General features: G+C 63.2%; 16 protein-coding genes and 1 pseudogene. 4 read left to right on the top strand and 13 right to left on the bottom strand.

The window, feature by feature from the left end:
• Nucleotides 1-115: 115 nt before the first annotated feature.
• A protein-coding gene (locus LK440_RS01590) for an IS3 family transposase (protein WP_101557886.1) occupies nt 116-1,236 on the bottom strand; the annotation gives its coding sequence in 2 pieces (ribosomal slippage) (nt 116-984 and nt 984-1,236; 1,122 coding nt in all).
• Nucleotides 1,237-1,497: 261 nt separating this feature from the next.
• Here LK440_RS01590 and LK440_RS01595 point away from each other — a divergent pair.
• From LK440_RS01595 to LK440_RS01605, 3 genes are read left to right on the top strand one after another with little or no spacing between them, the layout of a single operon-like run.
• Nucleotides 1,498-2,775 carry a TolC family protein gene (locus tag LK440_RS01595; RefSeq protein ID WP_227944760.1) on the top strand — a complete coding sequence of 426 codons (1,278 nt, stop codon included), beginning with the start codon at nt 1,498-1,500 and terminating at the stop codon, nt 2,773-2,775.
• Nucleotides 2,772-4,532 carry an ATP-binding cassette domain-containing protein gene (locus LK440_RS01600; protein ID WP_005016057.1) on the top strand — a complete coding sequence of 587 codons (1,761 nt, stop codon included), beginning with the start codon at nt 2,772-2,774 and terminating at the stop codon, nt 4,530-4,532. Before LK440_RS01595 ends, LK440_RS01600 begins: the two co-directional genes overlap by 4 nt.
• The gene (locus LK440_RS01605) at nt 4,529-5,722 is read left to right on the top strand and encodes an HlyD family efflux transporter periplasmic adaptor subunit (protein WP_005020070.1); all 1,194 of its coding nucleotides are present in this window, start codon (nt 4,529-4,531) and stop codon (nt 5,720-5,722) included. Before LK440_RS01600 ends, LK440_RS01605 begins: the two co-directional genes overlap by 4 nt.
• Before the next feature lie 12 nt (nt 5,723-5,734).
• Here LK440_RS01605 and LK440_RS01610 read toward each other — a convergent pair whose 3' ends face one another.
• From LK440_RS01610 to LK440_RS01655, 10 genes are all read right to left on the bottom strand, one after another.
• Nucleotides 5,735-6,124: a YchJ family protein gene (locus LK440_RS01610; protein ID WP_005016047.1), complete on the bottom strand. Its 390-nt coding sequence runs from the start codon at nt 6,122-6,124 to the stop codon at nt 5,735-5,737.
• On the bottom strand, nt 6,121-6,405 hold the full coding sequence (locus tag LK440_RS01615) for a GNAT family N-acetyltransferase (RefSeq protein WP_005016046.1): 285 nt from the start codon (nt 6,403-6,405) through the stop codon (nt 6,121-6,123). The genes LK440_RS01610 and LK440_RS01615 overlap by 4 nt, the downstream gene beginning before the upstream one ends.
• 151 nt (nt 6,406-6,556) lie before the next feature.
• Complete coding sequence (locus tag LK440_RS01620) at nt 6,557-6,946, bottom strand: hypothetical protein (RefSeq protein ID WP_005016045.1); 390 nt, start codon at nt 6,944-6,946, stop codon at nt 6,557-6,559.
• Nucleotides 6,947-6,952: 6 nt separating this feature from the next.
• Complete coding sequence (locus LK440_RS01625; RefSeq protein ID WP_005016044.1) at nt 6,953-8,212, bottom strand: glutamate-5-semialdehyde dehydrogenase; 1,260 nt, start codon at nt 8,210-8,212, stop codon at nt 6,953-6,955.
• A gap of 23 nt (nt 8,213-8,235) precedes the next feature.
• On the bottom strand, nt 8,236-9,285 hold the full coding sequence (gene holA, locus LK440_RS01630; RefSeq protein ID WP_005016043.1) for a DNA polymerase III subunit delta: 1,050 nt from the start codon (nt 9,283-9,285) through the stop codon (nt 8,236-8,238).
• The gene (locus LK440_RS01635; protein WP_005016042.1) at nt 9,285-9,962 is read right to left on the bottom strand and encodes an LPS-assembly lipoprotein LptE; all 678 of its coding nucleotides are present in this window, start codon (nt 9,960-9,962) and stop codon (nt 9,285-9,287) included. The genes holA and LK440_RS01635 overlap by 1 nt, the downstream gene beginning before the upstream one ends.
• An 11-nt stretch (nt 9,963-9,973) precedes the next feature.
• Nucleotides 9,974-12,631 carry a leucine--tRNA ligase gene (leuS, locus tag LK440_RS01640; protein ID WP_005016033.1) on the bottom strand — a complete coding sequence of 886 codons (2,658 nt, stop codon included), beginning with the start codon at nt 12,629-12,631 and terminating at the stop codon, nt 9,974-9,976.
• Nucleotides 12,632-12,702: 71 nt separating this feature from the next.
• On the bottom strand, nt 12,703-13,875 hold the full coding sequence (locus LK440_RS01645; protein WP_017685931.1) for an MFS transporter: 1,173 nt from the start codon (nt 13,873-13,875) through the stop codon (nt 12,703-12,705).
• Between the two features lie 20 nt (nt 13,876-13,895).
• Nucleotides 13,896-14,408: a MarR family winged helix-turn-helix transcriptional regulator gene (locus LK440_RS01650; protein ID WP_005016025.1), complete on the bottom strand. Its 513-nt coding sequence runs from the start codon at nt 14,406-14,408 to the stop codon at nt 13,896-13,898.
• Nucleotides 14,409-14,534: 126 nt separating this feature from the next.
• Nucleotides 14,535-14,966, bottom strand: coding sequence for an HU family DNA-binding protein (locus LK440_RS01655; protein WP_005016024.1), 432 nt, complete (start codon nt 14,964-14,966; stop codon nt 14,535-14,537).
• Between the two features lie 295 nt (nt 14,967-15,261).
• Here LK440_RS01655 and LK440_RS01660 point away from each other — a divergent pair.
• Nucleotides 15,262-17,042, top strand: a pseudogene (locus tag LK440_RS01660) (SulP family inorganic anion transporter).
• 142 nt (nt 17,043-17,184) lie between these two features.
• Here LK440_RS01660 and LK440_RS01665 read toward each other — a convergent pair.
• Nucleotides 17,185-18,405: an ISL3 family transposase gene (locus LK440_RS01665; protein WP_005016023.1), complete on the bottom strand. Its 1,221-nt coding sequence runs from the start codon at nt 18,403-18,405 to the stop codon at nt 17,185-17,187.
• Between the two features lie 25 nt (nt 18,406-18,430).
• Nucleotides 18,431-19,519, bottom strand: a complete 1,089-nt coding sequence (locus tag LK440_RS01670; protein WP_005016021.1) for an ABC transporter substrate-binding protein — start codon at nt 19,517-19,519, stop codon at nt 18,431-18,433.
• Nucleotides 19,520-19,580 lie beyond the last annotated feature (61 nt).

Genomic DNA, 19,580 nt, shown 5'->3' on the forward strand with positions numbered 1-19,580 from the left:
CCGCCCCTACACCGTCCGCCGGCATAACCCGGCCAGGCTCGGTTGCCTCGTAGCGCACTTCTCCGTGCCTCGCCCCCCTTCGCCACGCCGCGGGCCCAGTGACCTGCCCCCAGATTTAGTACGGCACCGACATAGAGCCCAGGGGTAAAAGACCTTCTTTCTGATGAGCCTGCACGAATTGCGCCGGCGTTAAATATCCGAGCGCGCTGTGAGGCCGATCGGTGTTGTACTCGACTCGCCAGTTTTCGATCAAGCTTTTAGCCTGTCGCAGGGACAAGAACCAGTGCTCGTTAAGGCATTCGTCGCGGAACTTGCCGTTGAAACTTTCGATATAAGCGTTCTCCACCGGCTTACCCGGCCGAATAAACGACAGCTTTACGCCTGCTTGGTAGGCCCAGGCGTCCAAGGCTCTTCCGGCGAACTCTGGCCCGTTGTCCACGGTAATAGATCGCGGCAGGCCACGCATCTCCGCCAGCCGTTGCAGCACCATGGCAACACGCAGTCCCGGCAACGACGTATCGACCTCGATGGCCAGGCATTCGCGAGTGTAGTCATCGACGATAGTCAAACAGCGGAATCGGCGGCCATAGGCTAGGCCGTCGGCCACAAAGTCCATTGACCAACTCTGATTCGGCGCGATTGCCGCTGGGCGAACCACGCGCTCGGTCGCCGCGATTCGCTTACGCTTTCGTTTTCGCACGCTTAACCCTGCCAGACTGTACAGCCGCCAGATTCGCTTGTGATTTGCTTGCCAGCCTTCGCGACGTAAGAGCACATGGATCCTCCGATAGCCGTAGCGTCGTTTCGCCACTGCCATCTCTTTCATGCGCTCGGTCAGCGCAGCATCGCCTGAGCGTGTGCTCTCGTAGGCAAACAGCGACCGCGAAATTCCTACCAGCCCACAGGCCCGGGTAACACCCATGCTGCGCTCGGTCATTAATGTCCTGACCGCCTCGCGTTTGGCCTGCGGGCTGACTACTTTCGGCTTAGCAGATCCTGAAGCGCCGCCTTGTCCAGCATCGACTCGGCCAACAGCTTCTTGAGCTTGTTGTTCTCCTGCTCCAGCTCCTTGAGCCTCTGAGCGTCCGACACCGTCATGCCACCGAACTTCGCCTTCCAGTTGTAGTACGTTGCCTCGGAGATTCCGTGCTTGCGGCACAACTCTGCGGGCTTGGCACCTGCATCGGCTTCCTTGAGCACGCCGATGATTTGCTCTTCCGTAAATCGTTTCTTCATTGCCATTCCTTTGGGAACGGACTCTACATCGATTTCGTACTAATCACGGGGAGCAGGTCAGTACCATGCCGTTCAGGGTGATTACGCAGCAGGCACGTTCACCGCCAGTGCCGAGGGCAGCAGCACGCTTGTGATCTATGACGGAGCCAGCGGCAGCAACGTAGCGGCGACGGCGATATTGCTCAGCAACGTGACACTGGACCAGTTGCAGTTCAGCAACGGGGCGATCACGCACGCATGAAGGGCCGTTGCCACATGCAGATGCCGCCGCGCTCTGAGCGTGGCGGCTGGGTGACACTGGGCCGTCGGGGGCTGGTGCTGGGGCTGTGCTGCCTGGCGCCGGCTATCTCCATGGCCAGCCGGGATTGGACCCTGCCGGCCTTGTTGTTGGCGGCCGAAACCACGCACCCCTCCGTGGCGGGGCGGCGGGCCGACGAGGCCGCCGCTCAGGCTAATCGCGACGCAGCTGGTTGGCAGCGTTTTCCGACCCCCAGCGTGGAGATCGGATCGCGTTCACTGTCTAACGGCAACTCGGGCAATGCCAATGGGTCGACGCGCGCCATACGGTTGGACCAGCCGCTGTGGACCGGAGGGCGGATCGATGCAGGTATCGACGCGGCGGATGAGCGTGTGCAGGCGGCAGCATCGGCCATCAGCGAAACACAGCTCGAGTTGCGCTTGAGGGTCGCCAATGCCGCCAGTGAGGCTATGCGGCAACAGGAGCGTATCCGGGTAGCGCAAGGGCACGTTGTCCAATTGGACAGGCTGCTGGAGATGATACGCAGACGCGTCGCTCAGGAGGTCAGCGCCACGGCCGACCTGAACCTGGCGCAGTCCCGCATGCTCACGAGTGTAAATGATGTCAATACGGCCAGGCAATCGCTGCGCATCGCGCTGGTGCAGTTGGAGCAGTTGGTGGGCGAGCCCGTAGCGCGTGTCATCGGCAGCGCGGCGGACGAGACCGGGGTCAGCGACAGGGACGCGCTGCTGGAGCGGACGCTGGCGCTTTCGCCGCGATTGAAGCGGCTGCCGTCCGAGCTCAGGCAGGCCGAAGCCGTCGTGCGCGAGCGTCGCGCGGTGCTCAGCCCTGCAGTGTTGCTGCGACTGGAAAACGTACAGGGCGCTGCCTTGGTGGGTAGCGGCACGGGGTCGACGAATCGGGCGCTGGTGGTCATGCAATGGCAGACCGGAGCCGGGCTGTCCGCCGTCTCGGCGGTAAGCGAGGCCAGATCGCAGGTGGAGTCCGTACGCATGCTGCGCGAGGCGGCCAGGCGTGAGGTGTCGCAGCAGTTCGAGACGGACTGGGCGCAGTGGACGGATGCAAAACTGCGGCTTGACATCGCCCGGCGCGTCGAGGTGACGGCCGCCGAAGTGGCCGATTCTTATTCGCGACAGTATGTGGCCGGACGCAAAAGTTGGTTAGACATGATGAACTCGGTTCGTGAAGTGGAGCAGGCCGAACTGGCCAGCGTGGATGTGCGATATGAGGGGCAGGCGGCGGCGCTGCGCCTGCGGCTGCAGTCCGGGAGCCTGCAATGACCGCATTGCCGCCTGCAAACGCTCCCGACACGCAGGCCCGGGCCTTGCGCTGGGTGGGCGCCGCGCTTTGGCGCAGGCGCTCGCCCTTTGTCGAGGCCTTGGTGGCCACGACAGTGGCCAACCTACTGGCACTGGGCACGTCGATGTTCTCCATGCAGGTGTATGACCGGGTGATTCCCAATGACGGTCATCAGACCCTGTGGGTGCTCACGGTTGGCGTCAGTTTGGCCGTCATTCTGGAGTTCTTGCTCAGGCTTGTGCGCAGCCGTATGCAGGAGCGCGTCGCCAGCTCGGTGGATCAATCGCTGTCGCGGCGTTTGTTCGAGCGAATGCTGCGGGTCAGAATGGAAGCGCGCCCGCCCATGGTCGGCACGCTGGCCTCGCAGATCAAAGGGTTTGAATTGGTCCGGGGCGTATTGACCTCCGCCTCGCTGCTCGTGCTGGCCGATGTGCCTTTTGCCTTTCTGTATATCGCGGTGATTGCGATGGTCGGAAGTTGGGTTGCGCTGGTACCAGTGGTGGTCGCGCCGCTGGCCCTCTTGACGGGCCTGGGGCTGCAGTCGCTGGTGCGCAAGCATGCCCGGCGACAGCAGACTGCCGCCAACCGTAAAGCCGGTCTGCTGGTGGAGGCCGTCGATGGTGCCGAGTCCATCAAGGCCAATGGTGCTGAGCCTGTCCTGCAGGCGCGTTGGAGCGCGTTGGTCGACGAAGCCGCTATCTCCGAGCGGCAATCCCGGGACCACAGCAGCCTCGCGCAGCAATTGACAGTCACTCTGCAACAGTTGGGATACGTCGCGACGATCGCCTTCGGCGCCTGGCTGGTCTCCGACAACAAGATCACAATGGGTGGTTTGCTGGCGTGCTCGATTCTGAGCAATCGTGCGCTGGCACCGCTCATCCAACTGCCGGGCGTGATGATGCAATGGGCCCATGCCCGTGTCGCGCTCGACTCCCTGGACCATTTGCTTGCCCTGCCCAATGAAGAGGATGAGCGCGAGCAGACCCTGAAGCCGGGCGTGATCGAGCCGTCTGTACGGTTTGAGCGCGTCCGCTTCGCGTACACGCGCGAAGACCAGGCGGCATTGGATGTCGAGCGGCTCGACATCCGCCAAGGTGAGCGCGTCGGCGTGCTGGGCGCCGTAGGGTCGGGCAAGAGCACGCTGCTGAAGTTGGCCAGCACGTTGTATCGTCCGCAGGAGGGCCGCATTCTGCTGTCTAACCTCGATGCAGGTCAGCTCGATCCGGTCGTGGCGCGGGCTGCAGTCGGTTATCTGCCTCAGAACTTGCGGCTGCTCAGCGGCACCCTGCGCGAGAATATTCTGCTGGGCTTGCCTGATCCGGGCGATGCCGTCGTGCTCGAGGCCGCCGGGCGTACGGGGCTGTCACGCCTGATTTGTGGGCAGTCCAAGGGCCTGGCCTTACCGATCGCCGAGGGAGGGCGCGGGATCTCCGGCGGGCAAAAGCAGCAGTTGGGGCTGACGCGGCTGCTGCTGTCCGGCCCATCGTTATGGCTGCTCGATGAGCCCACCGGCGCCATGGATGCCGACAATGAGGCGCTGGTCGTGCGGCTGTTGCAGCAGGAGTTGCAGGACGGCAGACGCACAGCATTGATCGCGACGCACAAGACCGCGCTTTTACCACTCTTTACCCGCCTTATCGTGATGCACGGCGGGCGGATATTGCTCGATGGGCCGCGCAATGAAGTCATTGCAAAACTGAACGCCGCCAACAAACCTGCCGAGGTGGTCCCCGCATGACGCATGATCCGGCTCAGGAGGGCAGCATGGAGGCAGACGCCAAGGTGGGCAGTGGCAGCCGTGCGCTGCTTTGGCTCGTCGTCGCGGCGGTAGGCAGTTTTGTCGCGTGGGCCCATTGGGCTGAGCTCGACAAAATTACACGTGCCAGCGGACAGGTGATCGTCAGCTCCCGCAACCAGGTGATTCAGGCGCCCGATGGCGGCGTGCTGGAGGAGATGCTGGTGCGCGAGGGAGACACGGTCAGACGTGGCCAAACCTTGTTCCGCTTTCAGCAGACGCGCGCCCGTGCGGCGATGCAGGAAAGTGTCGCCAAGGTTGCAGGTCTGAAGGTGGCGGTGGCGCGGTTGCAGGCCGAGGTCTTTGAAACGCCGTTGCAGTTCGACGCCGATGCCAGCGCCTTTCCGGAGCTACGCGACAATCAGATGGCCTTGATGCGGCGACGCCAGGCTGCGTTGAGCGAAGAGCTCGGCGCCCTGGAACGCGCGCGTAAACTGGCCCAGGAGGAGTTGAACCTCAACCAACCCCTGGTGGCGCGCGGGGACGTCAGCCGGGCCGAAGTACTCAAACTGCAGCGGCAAGTGGTCGACCTGACCGGGCAGATCACCAATAAGCGGAACAAGTTCTACCAGAATGCGCAGGCGGATCTGGCCAAGGCGCAGGAAGACCTCGAAGGCGCACGGCAAGTGCTGGCGCAACGTCAGGATCAGCTCGAGCATACGGAAGTCTATGCACCAATGGATGGCGTCGTGCGCAATGTCCGCTTGACGACGGCGCAGGGCGGAGTGGCTCGTCCGGGCGATGAGATCCTGCAAATCGTGCCTGTCGATGAGGATCTGGTGATCGAGGCCAAGGTCAAGCCGCGCGACGTTGCCTTCATCAAGGCGGGACTGCCCAGCAACATCAAGCTCGACGCCTATGATTACGCCATCTACGGATCTCTGCAGGGGCGGGTCAGTTATATCAGTGCCGACACGCTCTATGACGAATCCAAGGAGGGTGCTCAGCAGCCCTACTATCGTGTGCAGATAAAAACCGATGCCCGGGATCTCGGTGCTGCCAGCGGGCAGCCCATCCAGACTCAGCCGGGCATGACGGCCACGGTGGAAATCAAAACGGGCAAGCATTCGGTATGGGACTATCTGACCAAACCGATCACCAAAACGCTGGGAGAGTCCTTGCAGGAGCGCTGAGCCCGCACGCGCTCACGCTGGGAACTCGCCATCCACATAGTACCAACGGCCATCGATACACTCGAAGCGGCTGATCTCGTGCAGTCGGGTCGCGCGTCCTGCCTGCCGGTAGCGCGCCACGAACTCCACGATGGCGTGAGCCTCGCCGTCCTGCTCGTGACGACGTACCTGCAGGCCCAGCCATTTGAGATCGGGCGGATTGGGGGCAAGCTCGGCGGGTCGCGTCGAGGGGTGCCAGGTCGTCATCAGATAGTCCAACTCGTCCATGACGAAGGCGCTGTAGCGCGAGCGCATCAGGCTGGCCGCATCGGGCGCAGGTGATTCGTTCTGGTGCCAGCGGCCGCAGCAACCGGAGTAAACGTCGCCGCTGCCGCAGGGGCACATCAACGAGCCGGGTTTCATGCGAGCAGGTCGTTGTACTCGGGGTGGCGCTTGAAATAGACCACGGCATAGGAGCACAGTGGGCGCACCTTCCAGCCGTGTTCGCGCGCCGTATTCAAGGCCGACGTTGTCAGTTGGGCTGCGATGCCGCGTCCGCCGACGGCTGCGGGCACGCCCGTGTGCAGGATGACCATGACGCCATCGTGCAGTTGGTACTCCAGTTCGCTGACAAGGCCATCGACAATGATTTCGAATCGGCCTTGATCGGCAAGATGCGTGACTTCCGGCGTGGTCTGGCTCATGCGGATCTCCCTGAGGTGTCGGGGTAAGCAGTGGGCAGGGCATTGCCTGGCAGGCCCTGGCTCCATTGTTGCATGCCCGGCGCCTGGCCGCGCCGGCGCACCTTGCCGTGGTCTGTCACCAACGCGCTCGTGATCGGAGGGGCTGCTATCCTCAGCGGCCGAGCATCAGCATGATCCACAGGGCGATCATGGCGATTAGGCCTACCCAGCACGAACCCCAGAATCCGATGATGGGCCACTTGACGTCCAGCGGCACTTTCTTGGGATCGACATACTTGAGCTGGTAGTTGGCGTAGCCGGCCACCCAGCGCTTGGCGCGCGGGAAGGTCAGGCGCAGGAAGTAATCCAGGAAAATCGCCGCCTGAATCGAGAAGGAATACTGCCGGAAGGGACGGTGTTCGAGGAGGGGGTGTTTGAGCACGCTGTTGACACGCTTGCTTTTCCAGAAAAAAAGCACCAGGCCGCAGATCGTGCACGTAATGAAGCACAGCGCGAACAGGCTGAAAACGAAAACAAAGGTCTGAGAGTAAAGGGCCGTCATAGTGGACTATCCGCGGGTCTGGCCTTCGCCAGTGAGTACCCATTTGTACGTGGTCAGGCCTTCGAGGCCGACCGGGCCCCGGGCGTGCAGGCGGTTGGTGGAAATCCCGATCTCCGCTCCCAGGCCGTACTCAAAGCCATCGGCAAAGCAGGTGGGCAGGTTGGCGTAGACCGAACTGGAGTCGACCTCGCGTTGAAAACGTTGGGCGGCAGCCAGGTCTTCCGTGACGATGGCGTCGGTGTGCCCGGAACCCCAGCGGGCGATATGTTCAATCGCCTGATCCAGGGTATCGACCACTCGGACGGCCAGGATGGGGGCGAGGTACTCGGTACCCCAGTCTTGCTCGTCGGCCGGTTTGATGGCCGGCAGGATTGCGCGGCTGCGCTCGCAGCCGCGCAATTCGACGCCGTGCTGCTGCAGAGCCTGGCCAATGCGAGGCAGCAGGGTGGGGGCCACAGCCTGATGCACCAGCAATGTTTCCATGGCCCCGCAAATGCCATAACGGTAGGTCTTGGCGTTGAAGGTGATCTCGAATGCCCGATCCGCATCGGCGGCGGCATCCAGGTAAACATGGCAGTTGCCGTCCAGATGTTTGATGAGCGGCACGCGGGCTTTCTGAGCCAGGCGTGCGATCAGGTTTTTGCCTCCGCGGGGCACGATGACGTCCACGTGCTCGGTCATGGTAATGAGTTTGCCGACCGCAGCCCTGTCGGTGGTGTCTACCACCTGAACGGCCGCCGGTGGAAGTTCCGCGGCAGCCAGACCCGCTTGGATGATGGCGCCCAGGGCGACATTGGAGTGGAGCGCTTCGCTGCCGCCACGCAGGATGGTGGCGTTACCCGACTTCAGGCAGAGCGCCGCCGCATCGATGGTGACGTTGGGGCGCGACTCATAAATGATGCCGATCACGCCCAACGGCACCCGCATTTGCGCCACGCGCATGCCATTGGGGCGTACCGTGGTCGGGCCGAGACTGCCGACAGGGTCGGGCAACGCGGCGATCTGACGCAGGCCTTCGGCCATCAGTTGCACACTGCGATCCGATAAGGTGAGCCGGTCCAGCTGCGCCGCCTCCAGGCCGTTTGCGCGCGCGCTGTCGACATCACGCGCATTGGCCTGTTGCAGGGCCTGCTTGCCGTCGGTCAGCAGTTCGGCCATGGTGAGCAGGGCCCGATTTTTGGCCGAGCCGCTGGCACGCATCATGGCACGCGCGGCTTGCCGGGCGTTTACGCCCAGCGTGAGCATGGTTTGTTCGATTGAGGACATGGGGGACATCCAAAAATGGGGGATCAGGCGCGTGCGCCGGTCGCAGCCACGCGCAGGGTCAGACGTGTCATTTCTTCCCAGGGGTCGGTCAGACGCCCGGGGACGGTAAGGCCTTTGATCAGCCGGTCAACCTCATGGGCATGCTGCACGGCGGCAGGCCAAGCCTGGGGAGGGACGCGGCCCAGGGCCTGCAAGGCCAAGCGTTCATGGGCGCCGAAGATCCGCAGGCGGCGCATGAGAGCGCCCACGTCCTGGCGGTGCTGCCGGGCTTCGGCAATCCTGGCCAGCAGGCGGATTTCTTCACCAACGGCCCAGAGCACCAGCGGCAGCGCTTCGCCCTCGGCCCGCAGGCCGTCGAGCATGCGCACCGTACGGGCGATATCACCGGCCAGCATGGCGTCGCGCAGACCGAAGACATCGTATCGCGCGACATTGAGGACGGCGCGCTCGACATCTTCGGCGGCGATCTCGCCTTCGGGATACAGCAACCCCAATTTGAGGATTTCCTGGTGTGCGGCCAGAAGATTGCCTTCCACCTTGTCGGCCATCCATTGCAGGGTGGCGCCATCGACGCGCTGATTCTGGCGTGCCAGCCGTGCGCCGACCCAGGCGGGCAGGCGCGTGCGCTCTATCGTCGGGATATCGGCGCTGATCCCGCTGCGCGCCAGGGCCTGAGCCCATTTGGATTCGCGCGTCGCGCGATCCAGGCGGGGCAGCGACACTACGATCAAGGTGTCGGCGTCCGGTTGGCGTTCGGCCTGCTCGGCCAGGCGTGTGAGGGTATCGGCACCGGTCTTACCGGGTTTGCCGGTGGGAATCTTGATTTCCAGCAGGCGACGATCGCCGAACAACGACACGCTTTGCGTGGCCGCGAGGACTGCGCTCCAGTCGCCGCGGGCATCCATGACCAGAGAGCTGCGATCCGTAAACCCCGCCTTGCGCGCCGCGGCCCGCAAGGCATCGCCAGCTTCGGTGACCAGCAACGGTTCGTCACCCGAGAGGGTGTAGAGCGCGGCCAGCGGGCCGCGCCTCAGGTGATCGAGCAGCCCGTCGGCATCCAGATGCTGCGCCATTATTCAGGCTGTGCGCCACGCCCCGGGGTGATATTGGGCGTATTCCAGAGCGCCGGGCCCTGTCGTTGGTCGGTGCGTACGTTCGGATCGAACAGCGGAGTATCTTCGCTGATGTCATCCTTGGTTTGCTCGAGTCGGTGCATCGATTCCGCCACGTCCGGCGCCGTCAGGCGGCGTAGCAGGCGGCTGAGCAGGGTCTGCTGCATGGATTCGTACAGCGCCTCCATCTGCGACTGTTTGGCTTGCACGACGCCATCGTCGTAAGGCAGATCGCGATAGACCGTGAAGGTAGTGTCGGGAATGATGGCGCGCCCGGTGGAGTCGACCAGCCGGAACGTGAACACCAGCCCCAATTCGTACTCCTCGACCCGGCCCTGGGCATTGAGCGCCACGTCGCGCAAACTGCGTGTGCTGCTGACCTGCTGCAGATTGGCCGCAGCGGCCTTCGGGTCAGCGACAATGCGCGTTTCCGGAGAAACCGCTCGGATCGAACGCCTGACGTCCGCGCCGAAGCGCGTGTTGTCGGGAATACCGACATACAAGGTTTTGAAGGGCAGGGGCGTTTCCCCCCGCATCTGGAAGCCGCAGGCAGTCAGCAGCATGACCACGGCCAGGCCAGTAGCCTTCAGGCCCCGTGACCTTGGGAAAAACAGCAGGAAAAACCCGGCGAGGTTCATGCGTATCCTTGTCAGCCCACAACGTTGACCAATTTGCCCGGCACCACAATCACCCGCTTGGGCGGGCGGCCTTCGAGGAAGCGCGTCACCTCCTCTTGAGCCAGGGCGATCTGTTCGATGTCTTCCTTGGCGGCCTTGGCGGTCACGCGGATGGCTCCACGCAGCTTGCCGTTGACCTGAAGCATGAGCTCGATTTCTTCGGCCACCAGGGCGCCCTCATCGACGTGCGGCCAGGCAGCGTCAAGCAAATCGCCCATTTCCTGAGCGAAGCCCAGATCGCGCCAGAGTTGCCACGTGACATGCGGCACCACCGGATAGAGCACTCGCAACAGCAGGCCCAGACCTTCGGCACGCACGGCGTCGCTGGCGTGGCCTTCGGGCAGCTTGGCGTTATCCAGGGCGTTGAGCATTTTCATGCAGGCCGACACCACCGTGTTGTATTGAATGCGCTGGTAATCGTACTCGGCCTGCTTGAGCAGGCCGTACATTTCGCGGCGCAGATCCTTGACGACAGCGGGGGCATCTTGCCAATCGGTGCCCTGGGCCAGACCGCGGGCGACGGCCTCGCGGTGCTCGTAACCCAGCGACCAGAGGCGGCGCAAGAAGCGGTTGGCGCCTTCGACCCCCGAATCCGACCACTCGAGTGTCTGCTCGGGCGGGCTCGCAAACGTGACGAACAGCCGCGCGGTGTCGGCACCCAGCGTATCGATGAGAGATTGCGGGTCCACGCCATTGTTCTTGGACTTGGACATCGTACCCACGCCGCCGTAGGTGATTTCAGAGCCGTCGGATTTCAGGCGGGCACCGGTGATGGCGCCCTTGGCGTCATAGATGTTCTCGACCTCTTCGGGCCAGAAGTATTCGATGCCACCTTGCGGGGTGCGGCGCGAATAAATATGGTTGAGCACCATGCCCTGGCAGAGCAGGCGGGTAAAGGGCTCGTCGAACTTGAGCATGCCGAGGTCGCGCATGACCTTGGTCCAGAACCGCGCATAGAGCAGGTGCAATACGGCGTGCTCGATGCCGCCGATGTACTGGTCCATGGGCATCCAGTAATCGTTGCGATCATCCACCATGGCCTGGTCGTTGCCCGGCGAGGTATAGCGCATGAAATACCAGGACGAGTCCACAAAGGTGTCCATGGTGTCGGTTTCACGCCGCGCCGGCTTGCCGCAGGACGGGCATGAGCACGACAGAAAGGCCTCGTTCTTGGCCAGCGGATTGCTCGAGCCATCCGGGATCAGGTCATCGGGCAGCACTACGGGCAGGTCTTGCTCGGGCACGGGCACGGGACCGCAATCCGGGCAGTGAATGATAGGAATGGGCGTGCCCCAGTAACGCTGGCGCGAAATACCCCAGTCGCGCAGGCGATAGGTGGTTTGTTTTTCGCCCAGGCCCTTGGCAGCCAGGTCGCCGGCGATGGCATCGATGGCCTCGGCCGAGCTCAGGCCGTCGTAGGCGCCCGAGTTGATCGCGCGGCCCGACTGCTTGTCGCCATACCATTCCTGCCACGCTTGTTCAGAGTAGGTTTTGCCCTCGAGGGCGATGACCTGGCGGATGGTCAGGCCATACTTGCGGGCGAAGGCGAAGTCGCGCTCATCGTGGGCAGGAACACCCATTACGGCGCCGTCGCCATAGCTCATCAGCACATAGTTGCCGACCCAGACCTCCACCGGCTGACCGGACAAGGGGTGCGTGACGGTCAGGCCGGTACGCATGCCTTCCTTTTCGCGCGTTGCGATCTCGGCTTCGGTGGTGCCACCCAGCTTGCATTGCTCGATGAAACTGGCCAGCGCCGGATTGTTGCGCGCCGCATACGTGGCCAGCGGGTGCTCTGGTGCGACGGCGCAGAACGTCACGCCCATGAGCGTGTCGGCACGCGTGGTGAACACAAACAGCTTGCCCTCCTGGATGGGCTGGCCGTCTTCGTCCTTGATGTCATGGGGGAAGGCCAGACGGACACCGGCGGACTTGCCGATCCAGTTCTCCTGCATGATGCGTACTCGCTCGGGCCAGCCGGGCAGATGGTTCTTGACCTGGTCGAGCAGTTCGTCGGCGTAGTCGGTGATGCGCAGGTAATAGCCGGGGATTTCCCGCTTCTCGACCAGCGCGCCAGAGCGCCAGCCGCGGCCGTCGATGACCTGCTCGTTGGCCAGCACGGTCTGATCGACCGGATCCCAGTTGACTACCTGGGTCTTGCGATAGGCAATGCCTTTTTCCAGCATCTTCAGGAACAACCATTGGTTCCATTTGTAGTATGCGGGATCGCAGGCGCACATCTCGCGCGACCAGTCGATGGCCAGCCCCATCGCCTTCATCTGCTTTTTCATGTAGGCGATGTTGTCATAGGTCCACTTGGCTGGCGGGACCTTGGATTTGATGGCCGCGTTCTCCGCAGGCATGCCGAAGGCATCCCAGCCCATGGGCATGAGCACGTTGTAGCCGCGCATGCGCAACTGGCGCGCCATCATGTCGTTGATCGTGTAGTTGCGCACGTGGCCCATGTGCAGCTTGCCGCTGGGGTAGGGCAGCATGGAGCAGGCATAGAACTTGGGCTTTTCGGAGCCGTCAGCGTTCTTTGCGTGCTCATGGACGAGATAGGCGTCACGGGCCTGCCAGTCTTCTTGGGCGGCCGCTTCGACGAGAGTAGGTTGATAGCGTTCCTGCATGGACTCGTGCGTAGAAATAGGGATGGGTGCGGCCGGCGGACGGACGCTCAAACCCTAGATTATAGGAGGTGCTAGGTCGAGGATGGGGAAGCCGGGGTTGCGGGGATGCTGGCCCCCTTGGCCAGGCAGCCGTAGAGCAGCGCCAGCAGGGCGGTGATAGCGCCCGTGGCCGTCACCCCATACCATCCATAATGGCCGTAGATCCAGGCCGACGCGAGCGAGCCGGCGGCTCCACCAATGAAATAAGACGTCATATAGCCAGCCGTGAGCCGGCTGCGCGCCTCCGGGCGCAGCCGGTAGACGGCGCTCTGATTGGTCACGTGCACGCCCTGGATAGCCATGTCCTGGATGATGATGCCGATCAGCAGGGGGATGACGGCGTGGGCGCCCCAGGCGATCAGTCCCCAGGATCCCAGCAGCAGGACCAGGCCTGCAACCGTGGCGCGGTTGCCCAGGCCCTGATCTGCCATGCGTCCAAAGGCGCGGGCCGCGTAGGCGCCGAGCGCACCGGCCAGGCCGAACAGCCCGATGGTCGTGGTGCTGTAGCCGTAGGGCGGGCTCGACAGCAGGAAGGTCAGCGGCGTCCACAACATGCTGAAGCAGGCGAAGATAAGCCCGCCGATGATAGAGCGCGCGCGCAGTAGCGGCTCTTCACGGTAGAGATGGACGATGGACATCAGCAGGCGCGGGTAGCTCAGTTGGGCCGAGCCGCGGTGATCGAGCAGGATACGCCACAGCACGACAGACATCCCCAGCAGCAGCACCGAGGCTACCCAATAGACCGTGCGCCAACCGCCCAGATCGGCCAGGACCCCCGAGGCGGTGCGCGCCAGCAGAATGCCAAGCAGCAAACCGCTCATGAGCGTGCCGACGATGCGGCCGCGCTGCGCCGGGTCGGCCAGCGTCGCAGCAAACGGCACCAGCACCTGGGCGACGACCGACAGCATGCCGGTCAGGAAGGTGCCCAGCATCAACCAGCTGATGCCAGGGGCGCTGGCCGATATCAACAGCCCGACGGCCGACAGCGCCGTCATGAAGACGATGAGTCGGCGCCGCTCCACCAGGTCGCCCAACGGAACGATCAGCACCAGGCCAACGGCGTAGCTCAATTGGGCAATCGTAACGATGCTGCCCGTGGTGGCGTTGGAGACCTGGAATTGTTCGCCGATGATATGCAGCAGAGGCTGGGCGTAATAGTTGCCGGCCACCGCCAGGCCGGTGGCCACTGACATCAGGAAAACCATCGCGGGAGTAAGACGGGAGTTCAAAATTCGACGCCTCCAGGGGCATGTTGATCGTGCGGGGCCAGCAGGCGCTTGAGCAGGCCGGCGAGCTGACGGCGTTCGCTGGCGTTCAGCGGAGCCAGGGTCTGCTCCATTTCATCCAGATATGCCTCCAGCACGTGGCGCAAGGCGCGCTGACCTTGCTGGGTGAGTGAAACCAGCACGCTGCGGCGGTCCTCGGGATTCGGGCTGCGCGCGATCAGGCCGGCACTCTCGAGCCGGTCCAGCCGGTTGGTCATCGCGCCCGAAGACAGCAGCAAAGCCCCGATCAGTTGCTGTGGGCTCATGCTGTAGGGCAGGCCGGCCCGAAACAACGTGGCCAGTACATCGAATTCACCCTGATGCATGCCGTGCGCGCGAAAAGCTCGGTCGGCATTACGCGCGGCGACGATGTTCATGCGAAACAGGCGGCTGCAAACCGCCATCGCAGAGACGTCCAGATCCGGGCGTTGTTGCGCCCATTGGGCTAGGACAAGGTCGACGTGGTCTTTCATGAGGCACTTATCTTTATGTAGAGTATCTTTATATCAAGATAAGTGGGCTGCAATCAACCCCCAAAAGAAAGAGCCCGCCTCAGGTCTCTGAGGCGGGCTCTTTCCGGTTTGACCGGACGACGAGGCTTACTGCGCTGCGTCCTTGAGCTTCTTGAGCGGGCGAACCTTGACCTTCACCGAAGCCGGCTTGGCCGGGAACCAACGCTCTTGGCCAGTGAACGGATCCTTGCCGAAGCGCTTGGCCTTGGCCGGAACCTTTTGCACGGCAACCTTGAACAGGCCAGCCAGCGTGAATTCGCCAGCACCCTTCTTGTCAACCGAACCCAGCACGGCGGCTTCGAGGCCAGCCAGAACTGCCTTGACCGACTTGGCTTCGACGCTGGTGCTTTCAACCAGGTGAGCGATCAGTTGCGACTTGTTCAGTGCTTCCTTGATGGGGCGCACGGCAGCGGTGGCCGTCTTCTTCACGGCCGGCTTGGTGGCGACGGCCTTCTTGGCAGGAGCCTTGGTGGCGGTTTTGGTGACTTTCTTGGCGGGAGCTTTTGCTTTGGTAGCCATGGTCAAGATCCGTATGTTGGGTAATAAAGCGGCGCTTGCGACGGATGTCCGGCACCACGCGCCCGATGATAGCGGAAACTACGGCGCGCGCATGAATTTTTACGCGGTTTAATACTTACGAGATGTTGTTTTCGCGAGAAACAGGATGCACGGCCGCGTGCGAGGTCTTGTTTTAAGGTGTTTGCAATGCCACGCACTCGTTGCGTGAGTGCGTGGCGCAGATTACGCTAGGCGCCTTGGCGCGGATGTCGCGCAATCAACAAACAAGGGGAGATACTTGCGCGCTGCTCGATGGATGGGAAGCTGGGTTCTCGACATTACGCCCGCCGTCCTGCGCAGCGATGCGATGGCTGGACTGCTCGGCGCGTTGCTCGTGCTTCCGCAGGGCATGGCATTTGCCTTGCTGGCCGGCTTGCCGCCGCAATATGGGCTTTACAGCGCAGTGGTGCCCTGCGTCATTGCCGGACTCTTCGGCTCTAGCCGGCATGTCTTGTCCGGTCCTACCAATGCCAACTCGCTGGCCTTGCTGGCCGTGCTCGCACCCATGGCCGTGCCGGGTTCGCCCGGCTATATCGAGCTGGCGCTGGCCGTCACCGTGCTGGTGGGGCTGATGCAACTGGCAGTGAGTTTGTTGCGGCTGGGCGTGCTGGCCAATTTCATTTCGCCGGCGGCACTGTTCGGCTTTACCAGTGGCGCAGCGATCCTGATTGCCCTGCATGCCTTGAAGGATGCTTTTGGCGTGCCTCGCGAGGCCGCGCATGGCCTGTCGGAAACGTTCTCAGCCCTGTTTGCAGGGCGGATCAGTGCAGGCGCCATCGTCGTGACCGTGGTCACGTTGGTCAGCGCACTGGCGGTGCGGCGCTGGGATCGGCGCCGTCCGCATATGCTGGTCGGGCTCGCGGCTGGCACGCTCGCCGGCTGGCTGATGGATATGCTTGGCGCCGGGCTAGCTGTGCTGGGGCCTATCGCGCAGCCTTTGCCGCCGCTGCATATTCCTGACGTGGAGTGGCGCCGGCTGCCCGATATGCTGGGTGTGGCCGTGCCGCTGACCATCGTGGCCCTGGCGCAGTCCATCTCCATCGCCAAAGCGGTGGCCCAGCGTTCAGGCCAGGTCATCGATCCGAACCGGGAGTTCTTCGGGCAGGGGCTGTCCAATGCCGTCGGCGGCTTGTTTTCCTGTTATTTGTCCTGCGGATCGCTGAACCGGTCGTTGCCCAACTATGAAGCCGGTGCACGCACCCCCATGGCTGCGGTGTTCTCGGCTCTGATACTGGTGGGGCTGGTGTTGCTGAGCGTACCCTTGCTCGCTCACATCCCTTATGCGGCCATCGCCGCCTTGCTATTGCTGGTGGCCTGGACCCTGCTCGATGTCTCGCGGTGGTACTGGTTGGCCAAAGTCGATCGCAACGAGGCCATGATCGCCGCGGCCACGATGGCCGCGACCTTGTTCATCCGCATGGAAGTGGCCATCATGCTGGGCGCCTTGCTGTCGTTGTCGGCCTACTTGTATCGCACCTCGCGGCCTGCGATGCGCATCATGGGGATCGATGCGCAGGATGCTGCACGTCATTTCGTGGTGCGAGACAGCAGCGCCCCGGTATTGCCGCCGTGTCCGCAGCTATGTCTGTTGCGTATGGAAGGTTCGGTTTACTTTGGTGCCGCCGCTTATGTGGACGAGCGGTTGGGCGCCTTGCGGCAGGGGGGGCGCCCCATTTGCTGGTTATGACCAAGAGCATGAACTTCATTGATCAGGCGGGGGCGCAGGTCTGGGAAGACGAACTCAAGCGCCGAAGGGCCCTGGGCGGTGATATTTATTTTCATCGTCCGTGGCCCGAGGTGCTGGCGACGTGGCAGCGCACGGGCTTCGTCGAGCGCCTGGGCCCGGATCACATCTTTCCCGACAAGGCCACTGCCATTGGCAGCATCTACCAGCGCCTGGATCCTGCCGTATGCCGTTCTTGTCAGGCCCGCTGCTTCCTGGAGTGTGGGCCGCCCGGCACGGCACATCAGTCGGGCCAGGCCGAAAGCGCGGTTCCTCCGGGGTGCAATCCAGATGCGTCGAACGTGGGCAGGTGAGGCACGGCGGCAGAACTGACGCTTGGCGGCGGCGCAGGCGGCGTCGTTCTCACGGGCTTGCGCAGCCGTTGCGCCACGGCGTCAGGCAGTTGCAGCCGGCTGCCCTCGAGATAGGTGAGCGGGCCGAGCCCTTTTTCTTGGTTCATCGAGGAATACCGGGGAATGCAGACCGGATCTTGAGGAAGAAGTACTCCTGATCGCGGTAGCCGTAGGCGCGGCGCTTGATGACTTTGATGGTGTTGTTGATGCCCTCGACGATGCTGGTGTTGAGCCGGTGGCGACAGCGAGACAGAATCCCGTGCAGATAGGCTTTTAGCTTGAGCGCGAAGTGAGCCAAGGCGGCGATGCCGCTGCCCTGAGCCTGTTGCAGCCAGTGATCCCATGCCTGGCGGGCGTAGCCGGGGTGTTGGTAGAACCACAGCTGTTTGAGCTCATCGCGCATCAGATAAGCGGTGAGCAAGGGCTGGTTGGCCTGGAGCAACTCGTCCAACTTTACCGATTGGCACGGATCGAGGTTTTTGCGATTGCGCAGCAGTAGCCAGCGACTGGACTTGATCACCCGGCGGGCCGGCTTGTCGTGCCGCAACTGGTTCGCTTGGTCTACACGCACCCGGTCTATCACTTCACGGCCGTACTTGGCCACGACGTGGAACAGGTCGTAGACGATCTCGGCGTTGGGGCAGTTGGCCTGGATCTCCAGCTCATAGGCCGTCGTCATGTCGATCGCTACGGCCCGGATCTGCTGGGCAACCCCAGTTGGCAGTTGTTCGAAGAAGGCTCTGGCCGTCTCGCGCGAGCGGCCATCACCGATCCATAGCACCTGACGGCGGATCGGATCGACAACGACCGTGGCATAACGATGGCCCTTGTGTAGAGCGAACTCGTCCATCGCTAGGTAGTGGATCTGACTCCAGTCCGGCTCTTGGATCGCCCGTCGCAGCAGGGCCTTGTCCAGCGCCTTGACCGTGTGCCAACCCAGTTGGAAGAAGCGCGCCACGGCCAGAATGTTGCTGGACTCAAGCAACTGGCTGACCGCCTCGGCCAGCCGGTCGGTCACTCGCTGGTAACGGCCCAGCCAGCTCAGCCTCTCCAGATGCGGTCCACTGCACTGCTCGCACCAGACCCGCCGACGCGGCACTACCAGCGTCACTCGCAGCGCCATTAGCGGCAGATCCCGCACCCGGCGCGTGGTCGTCTCATGCACCTGCCGACATCGGTTGCCGCAGTGCTCGCAGTGCATCGTTCGCGCTGAAGGCTTCAGGTAAATCGTGACCGTCCGGCTCTCACCTTCAGGCCACACGACCCGCTCCACCCGATAACCTTCCCACCCACCCAACCTCTCGATCGTCTTGCGGTCCAGCATGATCCCGGCCTTGATCCTTGAAAAATCAAGGATCAAGCGTAACGGCAATCAAGCACGGCTCCACGCTATTCCGCGATGAACCTTTTTCTTCCCATACGCCTAGCGACAGGCCCATGGTGGATTGATGGTCTGCCTTACGGTACAGGATGGGCCCTACTGCGCTGTCTACACGCAGCCCCTCGAATGCATCTGTCAGTTTCTCGGGGTCGGCAGATTGCGCCGTGCGCAGCGCCGCGACGAGGCTGTGCAGCGCCACATAGCCTTGCAAGGCCGCCAGATTGGGCGGGTGCCCCATGCGTGCGCCGTACTCAATGGCAAAGCCATCTTGCTCATTCAGGGCGCCGTGTGTGGCGACGATCCAGCCAGCCGGCGCCCTGTCGGGCAGGTCTTCGCCATGCAGGATGATTGCCGGCAACTGTTGCAGGGTGGGCAACTGCAGGACCAGTTTGCTGAAGGTAATCAGATCCTGACCGCGCAGGGCCACCAGTAGCGCCTGCGTATGGCTGGCTTGCAAGGCCCGCATCAGGTCTGCATTGACTTGACCGGCGGTGACGGCCTGGCGGCTGACGATGTCGTGCCTGGCTTGGAAGGCCGCCAATGTGGCAGCAAACGACGCGGCCTGCTCCTGCCCATCCTGGGAAGCGGCATGAACAAGGGCCCAGCGTGTCTGTCGCAGGGCCAGTGCCCGGGGGGCGAGCGCGGCGATGCGCATCCGGCTCGAGGGTGCCAGGCGGAAGGTATAGCGATTGCCTTCCTGCCAGACCAGACGGTCGCTGGGGGCGCGTACGACCAGGTAGGGCAGCTGCCACGCGGCGGCCTGCCGGGATGTCAGCAAGGCTTGCGCGCTGTCAGGTTCTGGGTCGAAGAGCGCAATGACGTTCGGCACTGGTGCGCCGGGGGCAATCTTGATCGGCACGACTTGCACTGGACGGCCCAGGACGCCGCCGGCCTGGTTGATGTCCTCCAGGGCCATGCGCCAGCCCTGCGCAAACTCTTTGTCGGCGACCATGGATTGGACTTCGCCCAGCCTGATGGGGGGGGAGTCTTGCGCCCGGGCAACGGAGCCCGCCGCCATGAGGGCCAAACCTAGCAGGAAAGCGTTGCAAGAGCGCATGAGGCTGGGGCAGTGGTCTTTTGGTCGAGTGTAAGGGTGCCGGCGGCGGCGTTACCGTACG

Source organism: Bordetella holmesii (assembly GCF_020735985.1).
Taxonomy (GTDB): Bacteria; Pseudomonadota; Gammaproteobacteria; order Burkholderiales; family Burkholderiaceae_B; genus Bordetella; species Bordetella holmesii.